The sequence below is a fragment of the Comamonas sp. MYb396 genome, assembly GCF_037479555.1.
In the GTDB taxonomy this organism is placed as follows: domain Bacteria; phylum Pseudomonadota; class Gammaproteobacteria; order Burkholderiales; family Burkholderiaceae_C; genus Comamonas.
Genome location: NZ_JBBGYU010000010.1, coordinates 11,238 through 27,850 on the forward strand (window position 1 = coordinate 11,238; position 16,613 = coordinate 27,850).

Here is a 16,613-nt window from a genome sequence, read left to right on the forward strand (position 1 = left end):
GTATCGACGCCTCCAGACTGGGCAGGTACAGGAATTACCTATGCTTAAGCAACTTATCTCGCGACTTATAACGTCACTTCCCGTTTTGATTGGAGTGATCTTGGTAGGGTTTATCCTGATCCAGATCGCACCTTCTGATCCTGCAGCAGTAATTGGAGGCGCAAGTGCCACGCCAGAGGAAATAGCAGCTATCCGAGAGGAACTTGGGTTAAACCAGCCCGTTGTTTATCAGTTGGCGCTATACGTCTGGCGTCTCTTCCACCTCGACCTAGGCAGGTCTATGATTTCAGGCCAACTGGTGTCAGATGAAATTGCTGCGACAGTGGGACCGACTATCGAACTGATGCTAGCCAGTGTCATTTGGGCAGTTCCTTTGGCAATTGCTCTCGGGACCATTGCGGCTTACAGACGCGGAAAGCTAATCGATCGGATCGTTATGCTTCTCTCTGTGATGGGCGTGTCGCTTCCGGTATTTTGGGTTGGCATGTTGCTTATTCAATATATTGGAGGTGCCGGTCTACTGCCTTATTTAGGTAGATCGGGTCCCATCTGGACCTGGGACGGATTCCTCGCGATCATTCTTCCTGCAATCACACTTGGGTCTGTTCTGATTGGACCAGTAGCCCGTATCACTCGTACAGCAGTAATAGAAACTCTAGCTTCGGACTACGTTCGCACTGCGCGAGCAAAAGGCGCAAGCGAGTCTTATGTACTGTGCCGACATGCCCTACGCAACGCGCTATTACCCATTGTGACGCTGGTCGGCCTTCAGGTGGGCCAACTGCTCGGAGGAGCTGTTGTAACCGAGCAGATCTTTTCGTGGCCTGGTGTGGGTCGAATGGCTGTCGGTGCCATCTTCTCTGCCGACTTTCCCCTGGCCCAGGGTGCCATCTTAGTCACAGCCCTCGGCTTTATCGTTATCAACCTTTTGATTGACATGCTTTATGTCTATCTGGACCCGCGGGGTGGCAAATGAGCGTTTCCATCGATTCCAGTAGTTCCGCGAATGCGGCAGTGCAACTCGCACCCGTGGCACGTAATAGTTTTTTGCAACGAGTATGGCGCGATAAGCTTTTACTGTTGTGGCTGAGCTTGGCGTTGCTAATTTTACTTGCTGCTATCTTGGCACCACTTATTGCTCCGCACGATCCCTACGCCACAAAAATGGCCTACTCACGAAAGCCGCCAGGATGGGTTTCGCCCGACCAAGTAACCTATTGGCTTGGCACTGACGTGCAGGGCCGGGACATGCTCTCGCGTGTGTTATTCGGGTTGCGCGCCACGCTCTTTATCGGAGTTTTTAGTGTGTTCGTGGGATCCGGAATCGGCGCGCTCCTTGGGATTCTTGCAGCTTACTATGCCCGTTTGACCACCCTCATCATGCGAATGGCGGATGTCCTTTTGTCGTTCCCAGCCATTCTGTTCGGACTGAGTCTATCTGCGCTTCTTGGACCAGGCATGACCAGCTTACTTATTGCGCTGTGCATCTCAGCTGTTCCTGGAATGATTCGTGTAGCACGCTCCGCTGCCATGGTCGTCATCAAACAAGATTACATGGAAGCGGGTAGGTCGATTGGCTTTTCAGACAGTTACCTCATCCTACGTTATGTACTGCCTAACTGCGCGTCAATGCTCTTGATCTACGCAACCTTGCAACTGGGGCACACCATCTTGCTTGCGGCATTACTTTCTTTCCTAGGCTTGGGCCCCTTGCCGCCATTTGCAGAGCTCGGAAGTATGGCCGCAGATGGGCGCAAATTTCTAGAAATCTTCCCGCACATCTCCACTATTCCCACCCTTGTTATTTTTGGAGTCGTTTTGGTGGTGAACTTGCTCGGCGATGGTTTGCGGGACGCCTTCGATCTACGTTTGCAGAGTTGATGTAATCTATTTTTAATCTTAGTAAGGACTTAGCCATGTTGAACTCCCAAAAGACGGTGCTTTCCGTTTTGATCTCTATCGCATGCGTTGCTCCGGCTGTTCACGCACAGCAGACCAAGTCTGTCCTCATCGTGCGTGAGCTTGAAACTGATCGGTACGATCCGCAGCGCACTCTGGCACGCGGTGCAAGCGAGGTACTGTTCATGGCCGGTGACACTCTCGTTGGCCTTGACTACGACCTCAAAACTCCAGTACCTGGTTTGGCTAAGAGTTGGACTGTGTCTCCAGATGGTTTGGTATACACCTTCAAGCTGAAGGAGAACGTTACGTTCTGTAGCGGCAAGCCCATGACGGCACAAGATGTAGTCTTTAGCTACAAGCGCTGGCTGGATCCGGAAACTAAAGGTCTAGAGAAATTCCGGGCTGGGGAGGTGGATTCAATCACCGCCCCAGATCCTCAAACGGTGGTTTATAAGCTCAAACGCCCTTATGTCGATTTGCTGCGGCAAATGAGCCAGCACCATCACACAATCATTAACTCAGAGCAGGTCAAAGCCTTAGGCGCTGACTTCGGTGTTAAAGGGTTTGACGGTACCGGTCCCTACTGCTTTCAGAGTTGGACACCGCGCAATGAAGTCGTCCTTACCCGCCACGTTGGATACGACTGGGGCCCATCAATTTACAAAGATCCGCGACCAAAGGTTGATCGCATTGTGTGGAAGATTGTGCCGGAAGAGACTACCCGGTTGAATGCTGTGCAGACTGGCCAAGCACAGCTGACGCGCTACCTTCCCTATTACTCCATTAACGATCTTAGCAAGAGCAAAACTGTAAGTCTGTCCAAGGCGTCGACATTTAACTGGACATTCTTCATCGGCTTCAAGATGGATCATCCTGTTGTGGCTGATGAGCGCGTACGTCAGGCTCTGAACTTGGCCATTGACCGTAAGTCCTTATCAGACGTCATCACCTTTAATACTGGCAAGCCCGCCACCAGCATGCTTTCTACCGGCACTTCCAGCTCCGGCGACGGAGCTTTCAAGTTCGATCCGAAGCGCGCCGAGAAGTTATTGGATGAGGCAGGCTGGGTCAAAGGTGCTGATGGCATCCGCAGTAAAAACGGCCAACGTTTGTCGCCTCTGCTTTATGGCATCACAGGTTACTGGAAGGACATCCTTGAGTCGGTTCAAGGTGATCTGAAGCGTGTTGGTGTGGATCTTCGTATTCAGCTCTTTGACTCTACCGTTGCGTGGGGAAAGCTCGCGACACAAGAGTTTGACATGTTCAGCATGAGCTTTGGCTATATGAGCACCGGAGAAGCTCTGTCTCAGTATTTCATTTCCACCAGTGTCCCGACACCTAACCGCATGAACTGGAAGGACCCACAAACTGATCAATTTCTTGCTGATGGAGATGCCCAGCTGAACTCGCGTGATGCGGATGCACTTTACAGCCAAGTGCTTAACAAGGTGTCGAGCGCGGCGGTTTGGATTCCGTTGTTCCATGACTCTCTGTATCTGGCTACCAGCAATAAGCTCAAGCCCGTACGCGCTCATGGTATTGAAGGATCGGCCATTTACAAGGGCCTGGATATCGAATGGCAGTGATTGGAAAGCAAATGACGAACGAAACAATTCACTTCAAAAACCTTGATGTCCTTATAGCTTTCGATGTCACCGCGCAAGAGCATGTCTACCTCCATGGACAAGATTTGGTAGTTCAAGGTGATCGGCTCATTCAGGTTGGCGGAACATTCGACGGCCACGCAGACAAGACGATTGATGGTGGGGGCTTGATGGCGATGCCAGGGCTGATCAACATGCATACCCATCCATCGTCCGAGCCTGGCAACCGCGGGCTTCTGGAGGAGCTTGGTAGTCCTAGGCTGGGCCAGAGCTCGCTCTATGAATACATGCCGATATTTCGTGTGGGCGTGGAGTTTGCACCCTTCACTACACAGGTGGCCGTCAGCGAGATGCTAAAAAGCGGCGTAACTACGTATGTGGACATGTCCCTTCCGCGCGAGAGCTGGATAGACGATGTAGCAGCTACTGGCATCCGCGCGGTGCTAGGTCCCATGTATCGTTCGGGTGCCTGGCAAACCCGCAATGGCCACTCGGTTGACTACACGTGGGATGAGCCAGCTGGTCGAAAGTCCTTCGCGCGTGCACTGGAGATAGCACGGAAGGCGCGCGAGCACGACAGTGGTCGACTCAGCTCCATGCTTTGCCCATCGCAGATTGACACTTGCACTGAAGAGCTGCTCAGGGACAGTCGGGCTGCAGCACTGGAGGAGGGCATGCGCCTTCAAATTCACGCTGCTCAGAGCGCAGTGGAATTCGCTGAAATCACCCGCAGGCACGGACGTACTCCGATCGAATGGCTGCATGACATAGGGCTTCTGGATGAGCACCTTATCATCGGTCACGGCATCTTTCTGAACGATCACCCTTCTGTATTTTGGCCTCAGGCGCGAGACTTCCAACTGCTCAGCGAATCGGGCGCAGCGGTCGCGCATTGCCCTACTGTCTTCGCACGCCGTGGCATCGCTCTGAACACCTACGGTCGCTACAAGGACGCGGGAATTCGCGTGGGTATTGGAACGGACACCTTCCCTCACAACATTCTTGATGAGATGCGGACAGCTATGTATGCCTCGCGCATCATGGCCCGCGACTACACTGCTGCTCCCACCGCAGATATTTTTGCTTCGGCAACCACCACTGCTGCCTCAATGCTGGGCCGTTCCGACATTGGAAGGTTGGAGGCTGGATGCAAGGCAGATTTCTCGTTAGTCGACTTGGGACATGCATACATGCGGCCAGTTCGTGAGCCGCTGCGCAGTCTTCTTTATTCAGCTGGCGACCGTGCGATCCGTGATGTGTATGTGGGAGGACAACAAGTAGTGCGCAGCGGAGAAGTCCTGACGATCGATATCGAGAAAGCGCTTTTCGAGGTCGAACGCGGCCAAAAGGTTACGCTGTTGAATGCACCTGGCAACGACTATGCTTCACGCCAAGTGGAACAGATGTCGCCGCGCGTTTTGCGAACGGTTGATGCTCTGGAGGTGCCATTGTGACAGTCCATAGTGTTTCGGACAAAATGCCGGTCCTGGAGATCTCAGACTTGCGTGTGGGTTTCGGCAAAGGGGCTCAACACAGCGTGGCCGTCAAGGGCGTAAGCTTTAGCATCGGCAGAGGCCAGACAGTTGCCTTAGTGGGTGAATCCGGCTCTGGCAAATCGGTAACCGCCTTTTCTATTCTTGGGCTGATTGCTAATGCGGGTGGTCGCATCGAATCCGGCAAGGCCATTTTTCGCCAAGCAGGGAGGGAAGAGGTAGATCTCTTCGACCTGCCGCAAGATGCGCTTCGTAAAATTCGTGGCCGGGAGATCGCCATGATCTTCCAGGAGCCGATGACTTCGCTCAATCCAGTGATGACTATCGGCGATCAAATCGCCGAGGTCTATCTGCTGCATGAAAATATCTCACGCTCTGAGGCTCGATTGCGGGCGCAAAGGATGCTTGAGGCTGTACGAATGCCAGAGCCCCAGCGTCGCATGCAGCAGTACCCTGGTGAACTGTCAGGCGGTATGCGTCAGCGTGTTGTCATCGCCATGGCGATGGCCTGCAAGCCATCGCTGCTGATTGCAGACGAACCGACGACGGCTCTGGACGTGACTGTACAGGCTGAGATACTAAGCCTGATTCAAGATATGCAGCGCGAGACTGGTATGTCGGTCTTGTTCATCACACACGACATGGGCGTTGTAGCAGAAGTTGCTGATGAAATAGTGGTCATGCGCCACGGTCTCATCGTTGAGCAAGCGTCCTGCACGGAACTCTTCGAGAAGCCTTCTGAACCCTACACACAGGCTCTTCTCAATGCTGTGCCAAGGCTTGGCAGCGGATCGCCAGAACCTCTGAAGAACTCAGCAGCGGTACCTGTCATGGAAGTTCGCAACATCAGTAAAAGGTTTGCCGTCAAATCCGGACTCTGGGGCAATGTGCATGCGCATGTGCATGCTGTAGAAAATGTCTCATTTGATCTGATGCCCGGTGAAACCCTTGCGCTGGTGGGTGAATCTGGATCTGGAAAATCGACTACTGGGCGACTGATCAGCAAGTTACTCGAAAGCTCAGAGGGCTCTATCCGCCTTCGGGGTCACGAGCTCTCCAATCTCACGCCAAATCTCATGCGTCCCCATCGAAGTGAGATCCAGATGATTTTTCAGGATCCCTATGCATCGCTAAACCCTCGGCTGCAGGCATGGGACTTGGTGAGTGAACCGCTGAAGATACATGGAGAGCTACCTGAGGCGGAACGCCGTCGCATTGCGGCAGAGCTGCTTGAAAAGGTTGGATTGCACCGTGCATATCTTGAGCGATACGCACACCAGTTCTCAGGGGGGCAGCGTCAGCGACTGTGCATAGCCCGAGCCCTAAGTGTGAAGCCAAAAATTATCATCGCTGATGAGCCTGTGTCAGCTCTAGATGTTTCGGTGCAGGACAAAGTTGTGCGCCTTCTGCAGGATCTTCAGGCTAGCGAAAATCTTTCTTACCTCTTCATCTCCCACGATATGGCGGTTGTCGAGCGGATAAGCCATCGCGTTGCGGTGATGTACTTAGGCGAGATTGTCGAAATCGGTCCGACCGCGCAAGTGTTGCATGCGCCTAAACACCCATATACGAAGCGCCTACTATCTGCCGTACCCATACCGGATCCGACGGCTCGAAAAGAGCGCCAAGTGCGCACCGCTGCAGATATTCCGAGTCCCATCTTTAAAACCGGCACACGTCCTAAATCCGGAGCATTGGTGGAGATTACGCCGGGGCATCTCGTTCGCCAAATGGTCGGCAACACAACCAGCATGGCGTTATGAGGGTCTATAGCGTTGACGAGACTGAGCGAGGTCTGGACTTTACCCAACTCATCGCAACGTTGGAATCTGCGTTCGCCTCCAATGTGAGCGTTCCACTGCGACACACCCATCACATCGAAAGTGGTGGGCATCGCGGCGTTTCATTGATCATGCCTGCGTGGAACGACCGAGGTGACTTTGGAATTAAGGTTATCAATATCTACGGCGGCAATGCAGTCCTTGGCCTTCCCGGACTGCATGGGGTCTACACCTTGTTCGATGGACGAACGGGTGTACCTGTCGCATCAATGGATGCAAATGTGCTTACTGCCTGGCGCACTGCTGCTGCGTCAGCGTTGGCAGCTAAGTTTCTCGCGCCAACAGACGCTAAAACACTATTGGTAGTGGGAGGGGGACGTGTTGCCGAGTTACTTCCGCTGGCTTACAGTGCAGTCCGCCCGATCCAGCGCATCTTAGTCTGGACTAGGCGGAAGGAGCAGGCCTATAAGTTAGTCGCTCAACTGTCCTCTCGCGGGCTGGTGGCCGAAGCAATAGATTCGCTTGAATCTGCTGTCCGTGCAGCTGACATTGTGACATGCGCCACGTTGTCCAGGCAGCCCTTGATCCAAGCAGCATGGCTAAAGCGAGGGAGCCATCTCGATCTGATCGGTTCGTTCACGCCCGAGATGATAGAAGCACATCCTGATTGCTTTCAAGATGCTGAAGTTTTTGTCGATACGGATGAAGCTCCCACGAAAGCTGGCGATCTGCTCACAGCGTTTGCGTCAAATGCTCTCAATCCGGTAGAAATAAAAGGCACCTTATTTGATCTGTGCCAACGAAAGACTATCCCCGCTTTGATGTGTCGAGAAGATCGCAAAAATCGCACAGTTTTCAAATCGGTGGGTTCAGCACTTGAGGATTTGGCAGCTGCAGTACTGGTTCAACATCAGATGTCTAAATGCTACTAAATAACATTTAATGGTCGTTGCTTTATGAAAATCATACGAACACAATCTGGGCCTCGCATGTCGCAGGCAGTTTGCTTTAATCAGACAATTTATCTGGCGGGGCAAGTTGCTAATAATATAAATTTAGGTGCATTTGAACAAACAAATGAAGCACTTGAAAATATTGACAAGCTTTTAGCGCTACATAGTAGTCACCGTGGTCTTTTGCTAAGTGCACAAATTTACCTAAAATCGATGGAGGATTTCGATCAAATGAATCGTGCGTGGGAGCAATGGATATCTATGTATCCAGGGGCCACACCCGCGCGAGCGACAATTGAAGCAAAAATGGCTAGCGAGGAATATCTAGTGGAGATTGTCGTAGTTGCAGCAGCTGATATGCAATTAAATAAAATCAAATGATCTTGAGTGGACGAGGTACAGATAACTAATAGTTCTGCAAAAGCCAGATAAGACGCAGCTTGGATGGAAATTTCGTTATTTGTGCGGCTCTCATGCAAAGAGGATTCAGCTAAGCATCAACCACGCTATCCAGGAATCTAACCTAAGATATATTGCTGACCGCTTGCCAGCGAAGATAATTAGAGGGCGAACATCTACTGGTAGATGCTCGCCCATAATTGAGAAAATAGCTGTAATAAACCTGCTATGTCAAATAGCAGATCACCAATCAAGCCACTCGCTTCATATGCAGGCGAGAGCCGCGAGTGAAACGAAACAGATCCTTGGGATCTTCTGCTTGGGGGACCAACTCGACACGTTTTGCAAGATTGAGGCGAGTCGCTTGATTTAGGCAGTAGCGCAGAGTCGAGTAATCTTCCAATGCAAAGCCGACCGAGTCAAAAATAGTTATATCGTCGTGAGTAATTCTGCCTCTGCATTTCTCGGACAGCACCTGCCAGAGCTCTGTTACAGGGAAATCTGGCGGCATCTGTTGAATGTCACCTTCGACCCGACTCTGGGGTTCGAATTCTACAAAGACCTGGCCCATGCGCAGCACATCTGCGTGGAGTTCAGTTTTACCAGGACAATCACCACCGACAGCATTTATGTGCATGCCTGGCTCTATCATATCCGGTGTGAGGATGGTCGCAAGTGTTTTGTCAGCTGTGATGGTCGTTACAATATCGCAATGGCGCACGGCATCAGCAATGCTCGAAGCCCGTCGAATCTTCAGGCCTGGAAACTCCGCGAGGTTGCGAATAAGTTTCTCGGTTGCCTCGGGGTCAACATCAAATGCCACGATTTCTTCTATCCCGAGATGCGTGTGGAAGGCCACCGCCTGAAACTCGCTTTGTGCGCCATTGCCGATGAGTGCCATCCGTCTCGAATCTTTGCGTGCAAGGGCTCTGGCGGCCATCAAAGATGTTGCGCAGGTTCGGATAGCGGTTGCGACAGTCAACTCCGAAAGAAGAACTGGGTATCCTGTGTCGACTTCAGCAAGTACGCCGAACGCCATAACCGTGTAGAGCCCTTTATTGGTGTTCGTCGGATGTCCGTTTACGTATTTAAACGCATAGTGTTCCGCATCGGAAACTGGCATCAGCTCAATGACGCCCACGTCAGAGTGATTTGCCACTCGAGCAGATTTTTCAAAATCTGGCCAGCGCACAAAATCTGCCTCAATTTGATCGGCAAGCTCGCCAATAAATTTGGAAATGCCCACGGTTTGAACCAGACGGCTCATGGTGGAAACATCTATAAACCACGTCATGTAAAACCTTCTCACTTGTTTCGACAGAAGAGAATTTTGCATGTAGTTCGAGTCAAAAGCAACCGTACAACATGATCATTAACTGTCCAAAGTTATCAAGGTGCCAATCATGACTGGCAAAATGCTAGATTATCTAGATCTCGTTGACCATAAAATCATTGCGGCACTGCGCAGCAATGCACGGACTTCAATTGTCAGTTTGTCAAAGGAGATGGGCTTAGCACGTGCCACGGTTCAAAATAGAATTGCTCGTCTTGAGCGTGACGGAGTGATTGTTGCATACACTCTTCAATTGCGCTCTCATGCTGAACCACAAGGTATAAGAGCTATTATGAGCGTTGAAATTGTCGGAAATAAGGCGAATGATGTTATAAATATTTTGCGTGGAAATCCGAATGTTGTCGCGTTGCACTCAACGAACGGTCGCTGGGATCTGATGGCAGAAGTGCGCGCGGATGATTTAGAAAAGTTTGATCGGGTTTTGAATGAAATACGCTTGATAGAGGGTGTAGGAAACTCAGAAACAAGTTTGCTATTGACAACTTATAAGCTATAGAAGTGTCGCATGTTAATTTCCACCAAACCTAACCTTGGGGGTGGTGGGCGGATAAAAACTTGGACTGTTTTTATGCTATAAGTCCAAGGCTCGGCAGTCGATGCTTGAGCGGGCTTCTCAGCACTATGGCGTCTGAGCGGCTAAAGGTAATGGGTAAGGATGCTATACGACCCATCCAAAACATAGAGTGCCGTTTTCTTGCTTCATTAAATTTGCAATTTTCAGGTCAGCTGTTCACTGAATTCTGAACTTCGTGATCGCACAATAGCCGCGCTCCCAAAGATCCTGCATACCTGGCCAAGCTACCTCAGATGGCAGCTTGCTGCCCTGATTTATATCAGGAATTAAGTCTATACAATACTGACTTTAGGCCATTTGTCTGTAAACCTTTTGCATGAATGCGCTAGACAGCTCGAGCATGAACGCAGAAATGTTACTCTCGTTCTTAATATAAAATATTACAAATACAATCTTTTCAATATAGGAATACGCCAATTAATATTGACCATTTATTTCATTACCCTACTTGAGGATATATTAATTACTTTTGATGAATCTAATTGCTTCATGAGAGAATCACATCTATTTCGCAATATTTCATTTTCCGAAATTGATTTCTGCAACTGAAGCTCAGTCAAAATATGCCTGCTTTGCAGTGCATCGTGGCGTTCTTTCCAGTCTAAGGCACGTTGCTGAAGGTTCTGACGAACACGTTTTCTCCCGACAGTTTGGGAAATATTCAATGCAGCCAACCAAATTGCAGCCTTTTCTTTCAAACCCACATTAATCTTCTTATAAAGAGTAGCTTCATTTATGCCTGCACGACGTGCAATTTCAGCCATTGAAACCGCACCTCCATTCCTCTGATATATTCCAGAATTGCATTTAATTTCTTCGCTTATCTGAGTCATTGCATCAGTTACAAGCTTGAGAGTTCTTGCCATTCGATCGGCACCTCTTTTGCTGGCAGCCTGTTTATGATTTTCGCTCATAAAACACTCCAAATATATTATCTGCAAAGTTCGCATAACTCTTGAAACTCTACGGAATTTTGATATTTTTGATTAAGATCAGGGTAATTTCTTAATTCATTTTTCAAATTTTCCATTACCGAAGCAAGAACTAGAATCTGCCCATCTTCACGTGATTGGAGCGCAAGATTCATATATTGCTCTACTATCAATTCTGTTTCACGGCGTTGCCGCACTAATAAAATTCTATTATTGCACTCTGGTTGACAATTCGAAGTATCTGGCTCCCCCATTGGTCGCGAGGCTCTACACAAACCAGCTTCTCCGGGAGCCTTTGCACAAACTATATTCTCTCTAACTAGACGCCATCCTTGCCCTTGCGTTGTCAAAAGGTATGCCAGATCATAGGCTGTTCCTTTATCCCAAATGCGTCCAGAGTTTGCTAAAGACTCCACGCGCATCTTCACAGCCATAGCAATTCGAGCTGTTCCAACGCCTCCCAAAATGCTTCGTGGAGTATCATTGTCCAATGATTCCCGAATCTCTTCTAATGTATCGACGCAATGCATAATTCGCAACTCACGCAGAACCCGTTCTGCGTCCGAACGAACCCCTGGATCGCTCAGGATATAGTGGAGCGTCATTTCCATACTCTTATGTCCAAACAGACGCTTAAGTACCAATGGTGAATTCCAAAGAGCAACACCAGCAAGTCTTCCGACAGTTTTGCGAAAACGGTGCGAATGAATATTGTCACCGCCTGGTTTGGTATCCACTCCAAGGCGTAAAGCAAGCGCATACAATGAATGATTGAAATTCAAGATGCCATCATCGTGATCAAAGTTCATAATTCCAAGAGGAATCCATAGGCTCGCAGAGAATCGAGGTGACTTAGGCAGGTTACTTTTATAATTTCTTGGAAACCATTCTAGGACCTCAACGAGTCGCCGCTGTTGCCCAAGGCTTTGGCAAATTATGGCAGGTGCGGGCCATTGCCTCACCTCACCAAAAATATCATTTGAAAGTTTATATGTGACTCCATGCACGTAGGATTTCCCATTCATATGAATCTTGATGCATTCACGACTGAGTGAGGCTATTTCTCCAATTCTTCCCGCGGTTCCCAGTAAACATATAAAGAGATGAGCAGCTTGAAGAGTAACGGCAAGAGTAGCGATATGCTCCCAAGTTCGAGGAGGCCATTCGTACCTGTCAGCGCCTCGTCGACCATTAGCAATGTTTAGATTAAATGGGGGCACCAACTCCTGGCCCTGACTATCCAAGGGCGGGTTTTTCCTTATATATCTCAATATTAGACCTAAAAAATGCTCTCTGGGCCGCTTCGTCCATTCGTCGGCATCTATGGATTTTTTCAATTCTTCTAGCAAGTTAATCAGCCACGGACCTAAATCTTGAACAACCCAAAGCACTCGCGGCCCTATCTCAGAAAGCCACCCCTCAGGAAATGGGGTAAATGGAATTGATTTACGCTCAGCAGCTCGCGTTATGAGCGCAGATGATGGATCTGTAGTCTTCCGCAGATGAATTTCGGGAGGATTATCACTCCATAGACCTAAGTTATAAAATTTATTAATACGAGCAATCTGATTTCCGAACTCCTCTCTCCTCAAAACACAAAACTCAAAAATATCGTCTTCATTTAAATGCTGAAGCAATCCATCTTTACCACAAATTAATCTTCGTCTTAAAGCTCTTGCAGCAATAAGTGACAATGCCGTATATAAATACGTACTAATTGAAATTGGCTTTAGTGCGGCCTGCCCTGCTACCGACCCTTGCGAAATACGCATTAATATGGCCAATTTAGTCAACGTAACCACACCACTGTCTATTTGTAGTTCTGAGATATTTTGAAAAGAATCTTCTTTGGTAAGAAAAGTACTTATGCGCTTTCTAATGTCTATGACCCTAAGTGTTGATCGTATCAATCCTGGGGCTATTTCTTGCGGCGTCTCCCATCTCCCGAGAGTATTCCCATGACCCAAGATATTTTGGATCAACGCTAACTCAACCGGCTCCAAATACTGAATATCAGCCGCACGAAATTTCTTAAGCACTGCAAATCGACCAGCCTTCAATGACTCTGATACATCAATCGAATTTGCTGCACTTTTTTTATTCAAAATTGATCTCCAACGATTTAAATAAATCCATATCCAGGAATCAGGTGCCCACCAGATCTAATGAGAGATCTCCATTTTTCTCGCTGCAGCGAAACCTTGCGTGACTCAAATAGGTGATTGAGAATCCCCAATCCAACTTCCAACTCCGTTTCCAAATCTGCATGAAGCCAGGTTTCACGAGGAAGTTTCTCCGACAATGCGAGAATCTCTTCTACTCGCATGGCTAAACCATCAAGAGACTCTGGCAAAAATCTTGCATGAGTACAATTTTTAAGACAGCGTTGTGTTTCGCAAAGACCGCCTTGTTTGTGATTAGGTGCTATGTGTGATGGAGGCTTTCTTGGGTCACTACATGCAACACCCAATCTACTCCTTTGCAATTCTCGGTAATTCTCCAACCTTTCTCTCATAATATCCGTCATCGTCCCATAGCGAACTAACTGCGCGAGTATGGTGAGATCAATTCGGCCGTTGTTCAATTCATGAAATAAATGTGTCATGAATCTCCGCGCAGTCTCGTCACTTTCGACATTGAAAATGTTATTATCTATATAACACGCAGTACTTTTCAATGACGAATGTCCCAAGGCAAGCATTACCGCCAGTATATTGCCTCCAGATTGGATATATACCTGCCTTGCATAGATATCTCTAAAATCAGAGGGTCTTATTGCGGGTATTTCAATCAGTCCATTTTCTCTCCTTGTCTTATTCACTTTAGAAAGCAAAATTTTTATAAATGGAACGGATTTATTCTTTGGGCCATATCTCAGACATCCCTTTCCATCCAGCCAGTTTATTTTCCCAACGCGATCCACATATAACCATGCACTCCTCATACCTTGCTTTAGTCTCTGAACATTTTTAACATGTTGAAAGATTACACTCTGGTCTAGTTTGCTTTCTCGCGCATTCTCTAGCTTCAAACAAGCCTCTCTGAACTCACCCCTCAGAATATTCCTTAAGCCTTCGACTCTTTTTAATAGTGCGGCCACAATTGCTGGGGGAGAGTTAGGATTTTTCTCTAGGCCCGTGCAGAACTGTACCTTGCCATTTGCTCTCGATTTACTTGCAAACATGACAACTTCTTTGCTCGAATCACCAGTGGCCGATAGAACAATTTGGTCTGCATTCTTTGGATGGGTGAATATTAGTTCATCGGATGATGCATCTAAATTAAGTAACGTAGCAGGATTCCATCCACTATTCATCAAAGCTAAATGAAATGCAACATCCACCTCTTCAAGAGTAGGAAACACCATACCCCGCATAACCAGAAAAAAATAACCTCTAGCGGCTAGAAAACTATGATTTCTCCCATCTCGAAGCTCCCTTCCTGAAGGAAGCAGTTTTCCTGTTTTTATTTGAATTTTTTGAAAATATTCCAAATTAGATAAGAGGAAACTTTTATTCTTATCTAGAATGGAATTCAATGCAAAATCATCTCTACTCATCGACGAAGCGATTAAATCGTTATCCCTCCATGTATTACGCACTGTTTGCCATTCTTGCTTTAGTGCTATCTTGAGGTCCTTAGCTTGATCTTCTGAGATAAGGTGTCGCGTTGGTGCAGGACTTGCAGGCGCACTCCATGTTAATAACGGCATTTTATTTGCTTTAAGTGCATCATTAACTATGGTCAAAAATTGCGAAAAGGACCGCAAGCTTATCTTCTTTCGACGTGCAAATTCAACGTGTATTTCGCTTATGCTTGATAAATCTATGACGTCACTACTTTCTTTAAAGCCATGGCTTTTTTGAATTTTGTCAAAGAGCCGCCACCAACACCTTAGGGTGACCATCAGCGCTCTTACGGTGCCTTCACTTCTCAACATACAGTTCGCTTGACATGCGCTTGCTAGTTGCGCGATAAGCCGTGGTCTTCCGGTAAATGGACCTTGCCAAGCCCCTCTTTTAACGACGCGATTTTCTTCATTTTCTCCTGTTGCAAAAATTCTAAGATCTACAAGATTGTTGTCTTGAGGATGATTTGTCCAAAATACGAGAAGATTATCACTAACAACTGGTGTAAAGGCAGATTGCTTAAATGCATCTTGTATAACGTGATCCTTATTATTTTTTTTAATGCTCATTTTTCGCTCACTTCCCAAACACGATTAGCACTCTCTGATGAAAAAATCGATGTCAGATGAATTTTCTCAAACAACCAGCGAAGGTATATTTCTGTAGTTCGAGTGCTTACGTGCCTTAGTTGAGGGCGAATTTCAAGTTGAATTACTGTTTGCGCAGTATCTCGTAATGCAAGCAGTAAGGTTTCATTTTTGAATGCGTGGGGAATCTCAAGAATTTTATGGATTAAACTGGTGTGCTGCTTCATTCTCGTTTCAAGATAGGAGCATGCCCACCAATTTCGAGCGCGATGTGGACTCCATCCCTCCGGCCCCTTAGCACGCGTCCAGAAATTGTATATCTGCTCTCCCGTATATCGTTTTCCAGATAACGGATTTACGAACAGATGCACCGACTGATTCAGCAAACGTCTTTGTATATATTGTGATTGGCTACTTTTCAATAAATTTTTTAGCGACAACAATCTTTCATTTGATCGGTACTCGTGAATTTGTAATGCAAGCCATTTGGGAACGTGGATGGTGCCTTCTGGCCCAATTTTGTCACCAAACTCGTCTATTCCGTACTCCTTCCCTTTAGTTCCATACTTAATATCGACCAAAATACTTTGCACCGACTCTGGCTGATCTGGATTGGCAATCCTCCATGAATTCATATCCATCGGCAAAGTGTCTACACGCCAACAGGCAGCCTCTTCCCTACGAATGGCCGTATTAAGAATTAGGTCAACTATTAAGCCTTCTGTAACACCCGAATTTGGCCGTTCATAAATCCTATTGCGCCATTCATTGATTTCTGAAATCGAAGGAAATCTTAAAGAGCGTCTGATTATCTTAATTTTCCCTTTTCTGGACTGCAAAGAAATTCGTTCGTGTGCGCGGCTATACGAATAGCCACCAGGAATGAAGGAAGTTGAATAAACCGGGATGCATAATTCTGGTCGTAGCCCCTTGTCCGCAGCCCACATCTGAAACTCAAGTGCGACTTGCACACGCGAATTGACGGTCTCAGGAGCTAGGGGCTGCCCACGCGCTGACCAGGCTCCAGCAAGCATTTCTTGCTGATAACGGCCAATAAGATCAGCGGTGTAGTCAACCATCATCAGATCGAGGCCTCGCGCTTCCGCCCATTCGAGTGCGTTAGCAAGCCGGTACGCAAAGTTGCGCATGGACACGCGACTAGGTGGGGAGGGGTTTCTCACATTCCCTCGTCCCTTGATGTCCCAGAACCCTAGCCCTCGATCCAGCAGGAACTGATTTGGAAATCTTGCGTAACCAGGCTCTGAGTCAAGAATGAAAGGAAAACACGAAACTGAGGCAAAGCCTGCCTCAGCCAGGAGTTGGCTATCGGCATAGACAACTTTGAATCCATAGCCAGGCATAGACGAGATCCTCAGCATGGGTACAACCGGTTTTCATGTTGACT

Annotated in this window: 13 protein-coding genes; 8 read left to right on the forward strand and 5 right to left on the reverse strand. The window is 48.0% G+C overall.

The annotated features are described in order from the left end of the window. The first annotated feature begins 40 nt into the window (after positions 1-40). Genes WH265_RS20330 through WH265_RS20360 form a run of 7 tightly spaced genes read left to right on the forward strand, consistent with a single transcriptional unit; the run spans position 41 to position 8,114 of the window. Positions 41-976 carry an ABC transporter permease gene (locus WH265_RS20330; RefSeq protein ID WP_339559464.1) on the forward strand — a complete coding sequence of 312 codons (936 nt, stop codon included), beginning with the start codon at positions 41-43 and terminating at the stop codon, positions 974-976. Further along, positions 973-1,881, forward strand: coding sequence for an ABC transporter permease (locus WH265_RS20335; RefSeq protein ID WP_339559465.1), 909 nt, complete (start codon positions 973-975; stop codon positions 1,879-1,881). The genes WH265_RS20330 and WH265_RS20335 overlap by 4 nt, the downstream gene beginning before the upstream one ends. Before the next feature lie 35 nt (positions 1,882-1,916). Next, positions 1,917-3,488 (forward strand): ABC transporter substrate-binding protein, encoded by a 1,572-nt coding sequence (locus WH265_RS20340; RefSeq protein ID WP_339559466.1) that lies wholly within the window; start codon positions 1,917-1,919, stop codon positions 3,486-3,488. Positions 3,489-3,499: 11 nt separating this feature from the next. Beyond that, positions 3,500-4,960, forward strand: coding sequence for an amidohydrolase family protein (locus WH265_RS20345; RefSeq protein WP_339559467.1), 1,461 nt, complete (start codon positions 3,500-3,502; stop codon positions 4,958-4,960). Positions 4,961-4,983: 23 nt separating this feature from the next. Next, the gene (locus WH265_RS20350) at positions 4,984-6,762 is read left to right on the forward strand and encodes an ABC transporter ATP-binding protein (protein WP_445228562.1); all 1,779 of its coding nucleotides are present in this window, start codon (positions 4,984-4,986) and stop codon (positions 6,760-6,762) included. Continuing rightward, entirely contained in the window at positions 6,759-7,712 is a 954-nt protein-coding gene (locus WH265_RS20355) for an ornithine cyclodeaminase family protein (RefSeq protein ID WP_339559469.1), read from the forward strand. Before WH265_RS20350 ends, WH265_RS20355 begins: the two co-directional genes overlap by 4 nt. Positions 7,713-7,769: 57 nt before the next feature. After that, positions 7,770-8,114 carry a RidA family protein gene (locus WH265_RS20360; RefSeq protein ID WP_339559470.1) on the forward strand — a complete coding sequence of 115 codons (345 nt, stop codon included), beginning with the start codon at positions 7,770-7,772 and terminating at the stop codon, positions 8,112-8,114. Between the two features lie 268 nt (positions 8,115-8,382). Here the strand turns inward: WH265_RS20360 and WH265_RS20365 are convergent, their stop codons facing one another. Continuing rightward, positions 8,383-9,426, reverse strand: a complete 1,044-nt coding sequence (locus WH265_RS20365) for an ornithine cyclodeaminase (RefSeq protein ID WP_339559577.1) — start codon at positions 9,424-9,426, stop codon at positions 8,383-8,385. A 109-nt stretch (positions 9,427-9,535) separates the two neighbouring features. Here WH265_RS20365 and WH265_RS20370 point away from each other — a divergent pair, with 109 nt between their 5' ends. Next, positions 9,536-9,982, forward strand: coding sequence for an Lrp/AsnC family transcriptional regulator (locus WH265_RS20370; protein ID WP_339559471.1), 447 nt, complete (start codon positions 9,536-9,538; stop codon positions 9,980-9,982). Positions 9,983-10,491: 509 nt separating this feature from the next. Here WH265_RS20370 and WH265_RS20375 read toward each other — a convergent pair. From WH265_RS20375 to WH265_RS20390, 4 genes are read right to left on the reverse strand one after another with little or no spacing between them, the layout of a single operon-like run. After that, positions 10,492-10,974 (reverse strand): hypothetical protein, encoded by a 483-nt coding sequence (locus WH265_RS20375; protein ID WP_339559472.1) that lies wholly within the window; start codon positions 10,972-10,974, stop codon positions 10,492-10,494. A 17-nt stretch (positions 10,975-10,991) separates the two neighbouring features. Further along, on the reverse strand, positions 10,992-13,097 hold the full coding sequence (locus WH265_RS20380) for a hypothetical protein (RefSeq protein WP_339559473.1): 2,106 nt from the start codon (positions 13,095-13,097) through the stop codon (positions 10,992-10,994). Positions 13,098-13,114: 17 nt separating this feature from the next. Then, positions 13,115-15,190 carry a hypothetical protein gene (locus WH265_RS20385; RefSeq protein WP_339559474.1) on the reverse strand — a complete coding sequence of 692 codons (2,076 nt, stop codon included), beginning with the start codon at positions 15,188-15,190 and terminating at the stop codon, positions 13,115-13,117. Further along, the gene (locus WH265_RS20390; protein WP_339559475.1) at positions 15,187-16,569 is read right to left on the reverse strand and encodes a hypothetical protein; all 1,383 of its coding nucleotides are present in this window, start codon (positions 16,567-16,569) and stop codon (positions 15,187-15,189) included. The genes WH265_RS20385 and WH265_RS20390 overlap by 4 nt, the downstream gene beginning before the upstream one ends. Positions 16,570-16,613: the final 44 nt, after the last annotated feature.

Excerpts from the sequence above, each read along its gene's own strand:
- WH265_RS20330 (WP_339559464.1), top strand. The coding sequence starts at position 41 with ATGCTTAAGCAACTTATCTCGCGACTTATAACGTCACTTCCCGTTTTG.
- WH265_RS20335 (WP_339559465.1), top strand. The coding sequence starts at position 973 with ATGAGCGTTTCCATCGATTCCAGTAGTTCCGCGAATGCGGCAGTGCAA.
- WH265_RS20340 (WP_339559466.1), top strand. The coding sequence starts at position 1,917 with ATGTTGAACTCCCAAAAGACGGTGCTTTCCGTTTTGATCTCTATCGCA.
- WH265_RS20345 (WP_339559467.1), top strand. The coding sequence starts at position 3,500 with ATGACGAACGAAACAATTCACTTCAAAAACCTTGATGTCCTTATAGCT.
- WH265_RS20350 (WP_445228562.1), top strand. The coding sequence starts at position 4,984 with ATGCCGGTCCTGGAGATCTCAGACTTGCGTGTGGGTTTCGGCAAAGGG.
- WH265_RS20355 (WP_339559469.1), top strand. The coding sequence starts at position 6,759 with ATGAGGGTCTATAGCGTTGACGAGACTGAGCGAGGTCTGGACTTTACC.
- WH265_RS20360 (WP_339559470.1), top strand. The coding sequence starts at position 7,770 with ATGTCGCAGGCAGTTTGCTTTAATCAGACAATTTATCTGGCGGGGCAA.
- WH265_RS20365 (WP_339559577.1), bottom strand. The coding sequence starts at position 9,426 with ATGACGTGGTTTATAGATGTTTCCACCATGAGCCGTCTGGTTCAAACC.
- WH265_RS20370 (WP_339559471.1), top strand. The coding sequence starts at position 9,536 with ATGACTGGCAAAATGCTAGATTATCTAGATCTCGTTGACCATAAAATC.
- WH265_RS20375 (WP_339559472.1), bottom strand. The coding sequence starts at position 10,974 with ATGAGCGAAAATCATAAACAGGCTGCCAGCAAAAGAGGTGCCGATCGA.
- WH265_RS20385 (WP_339559474.1), bottom strand. The coding sequence starts at position 15,190 with ATGAGCATTAAAAAAAATAATAAGGATCACGTTATACAAGATGCATTT.
- WH265_RS20390 (WP_339559475.1), bottom strand. The coding sequence starts at position 16,569 with ATGCCTGGCTATGGATTCAAAGTTGTCTATGCCGATAGCCAACTCCTG.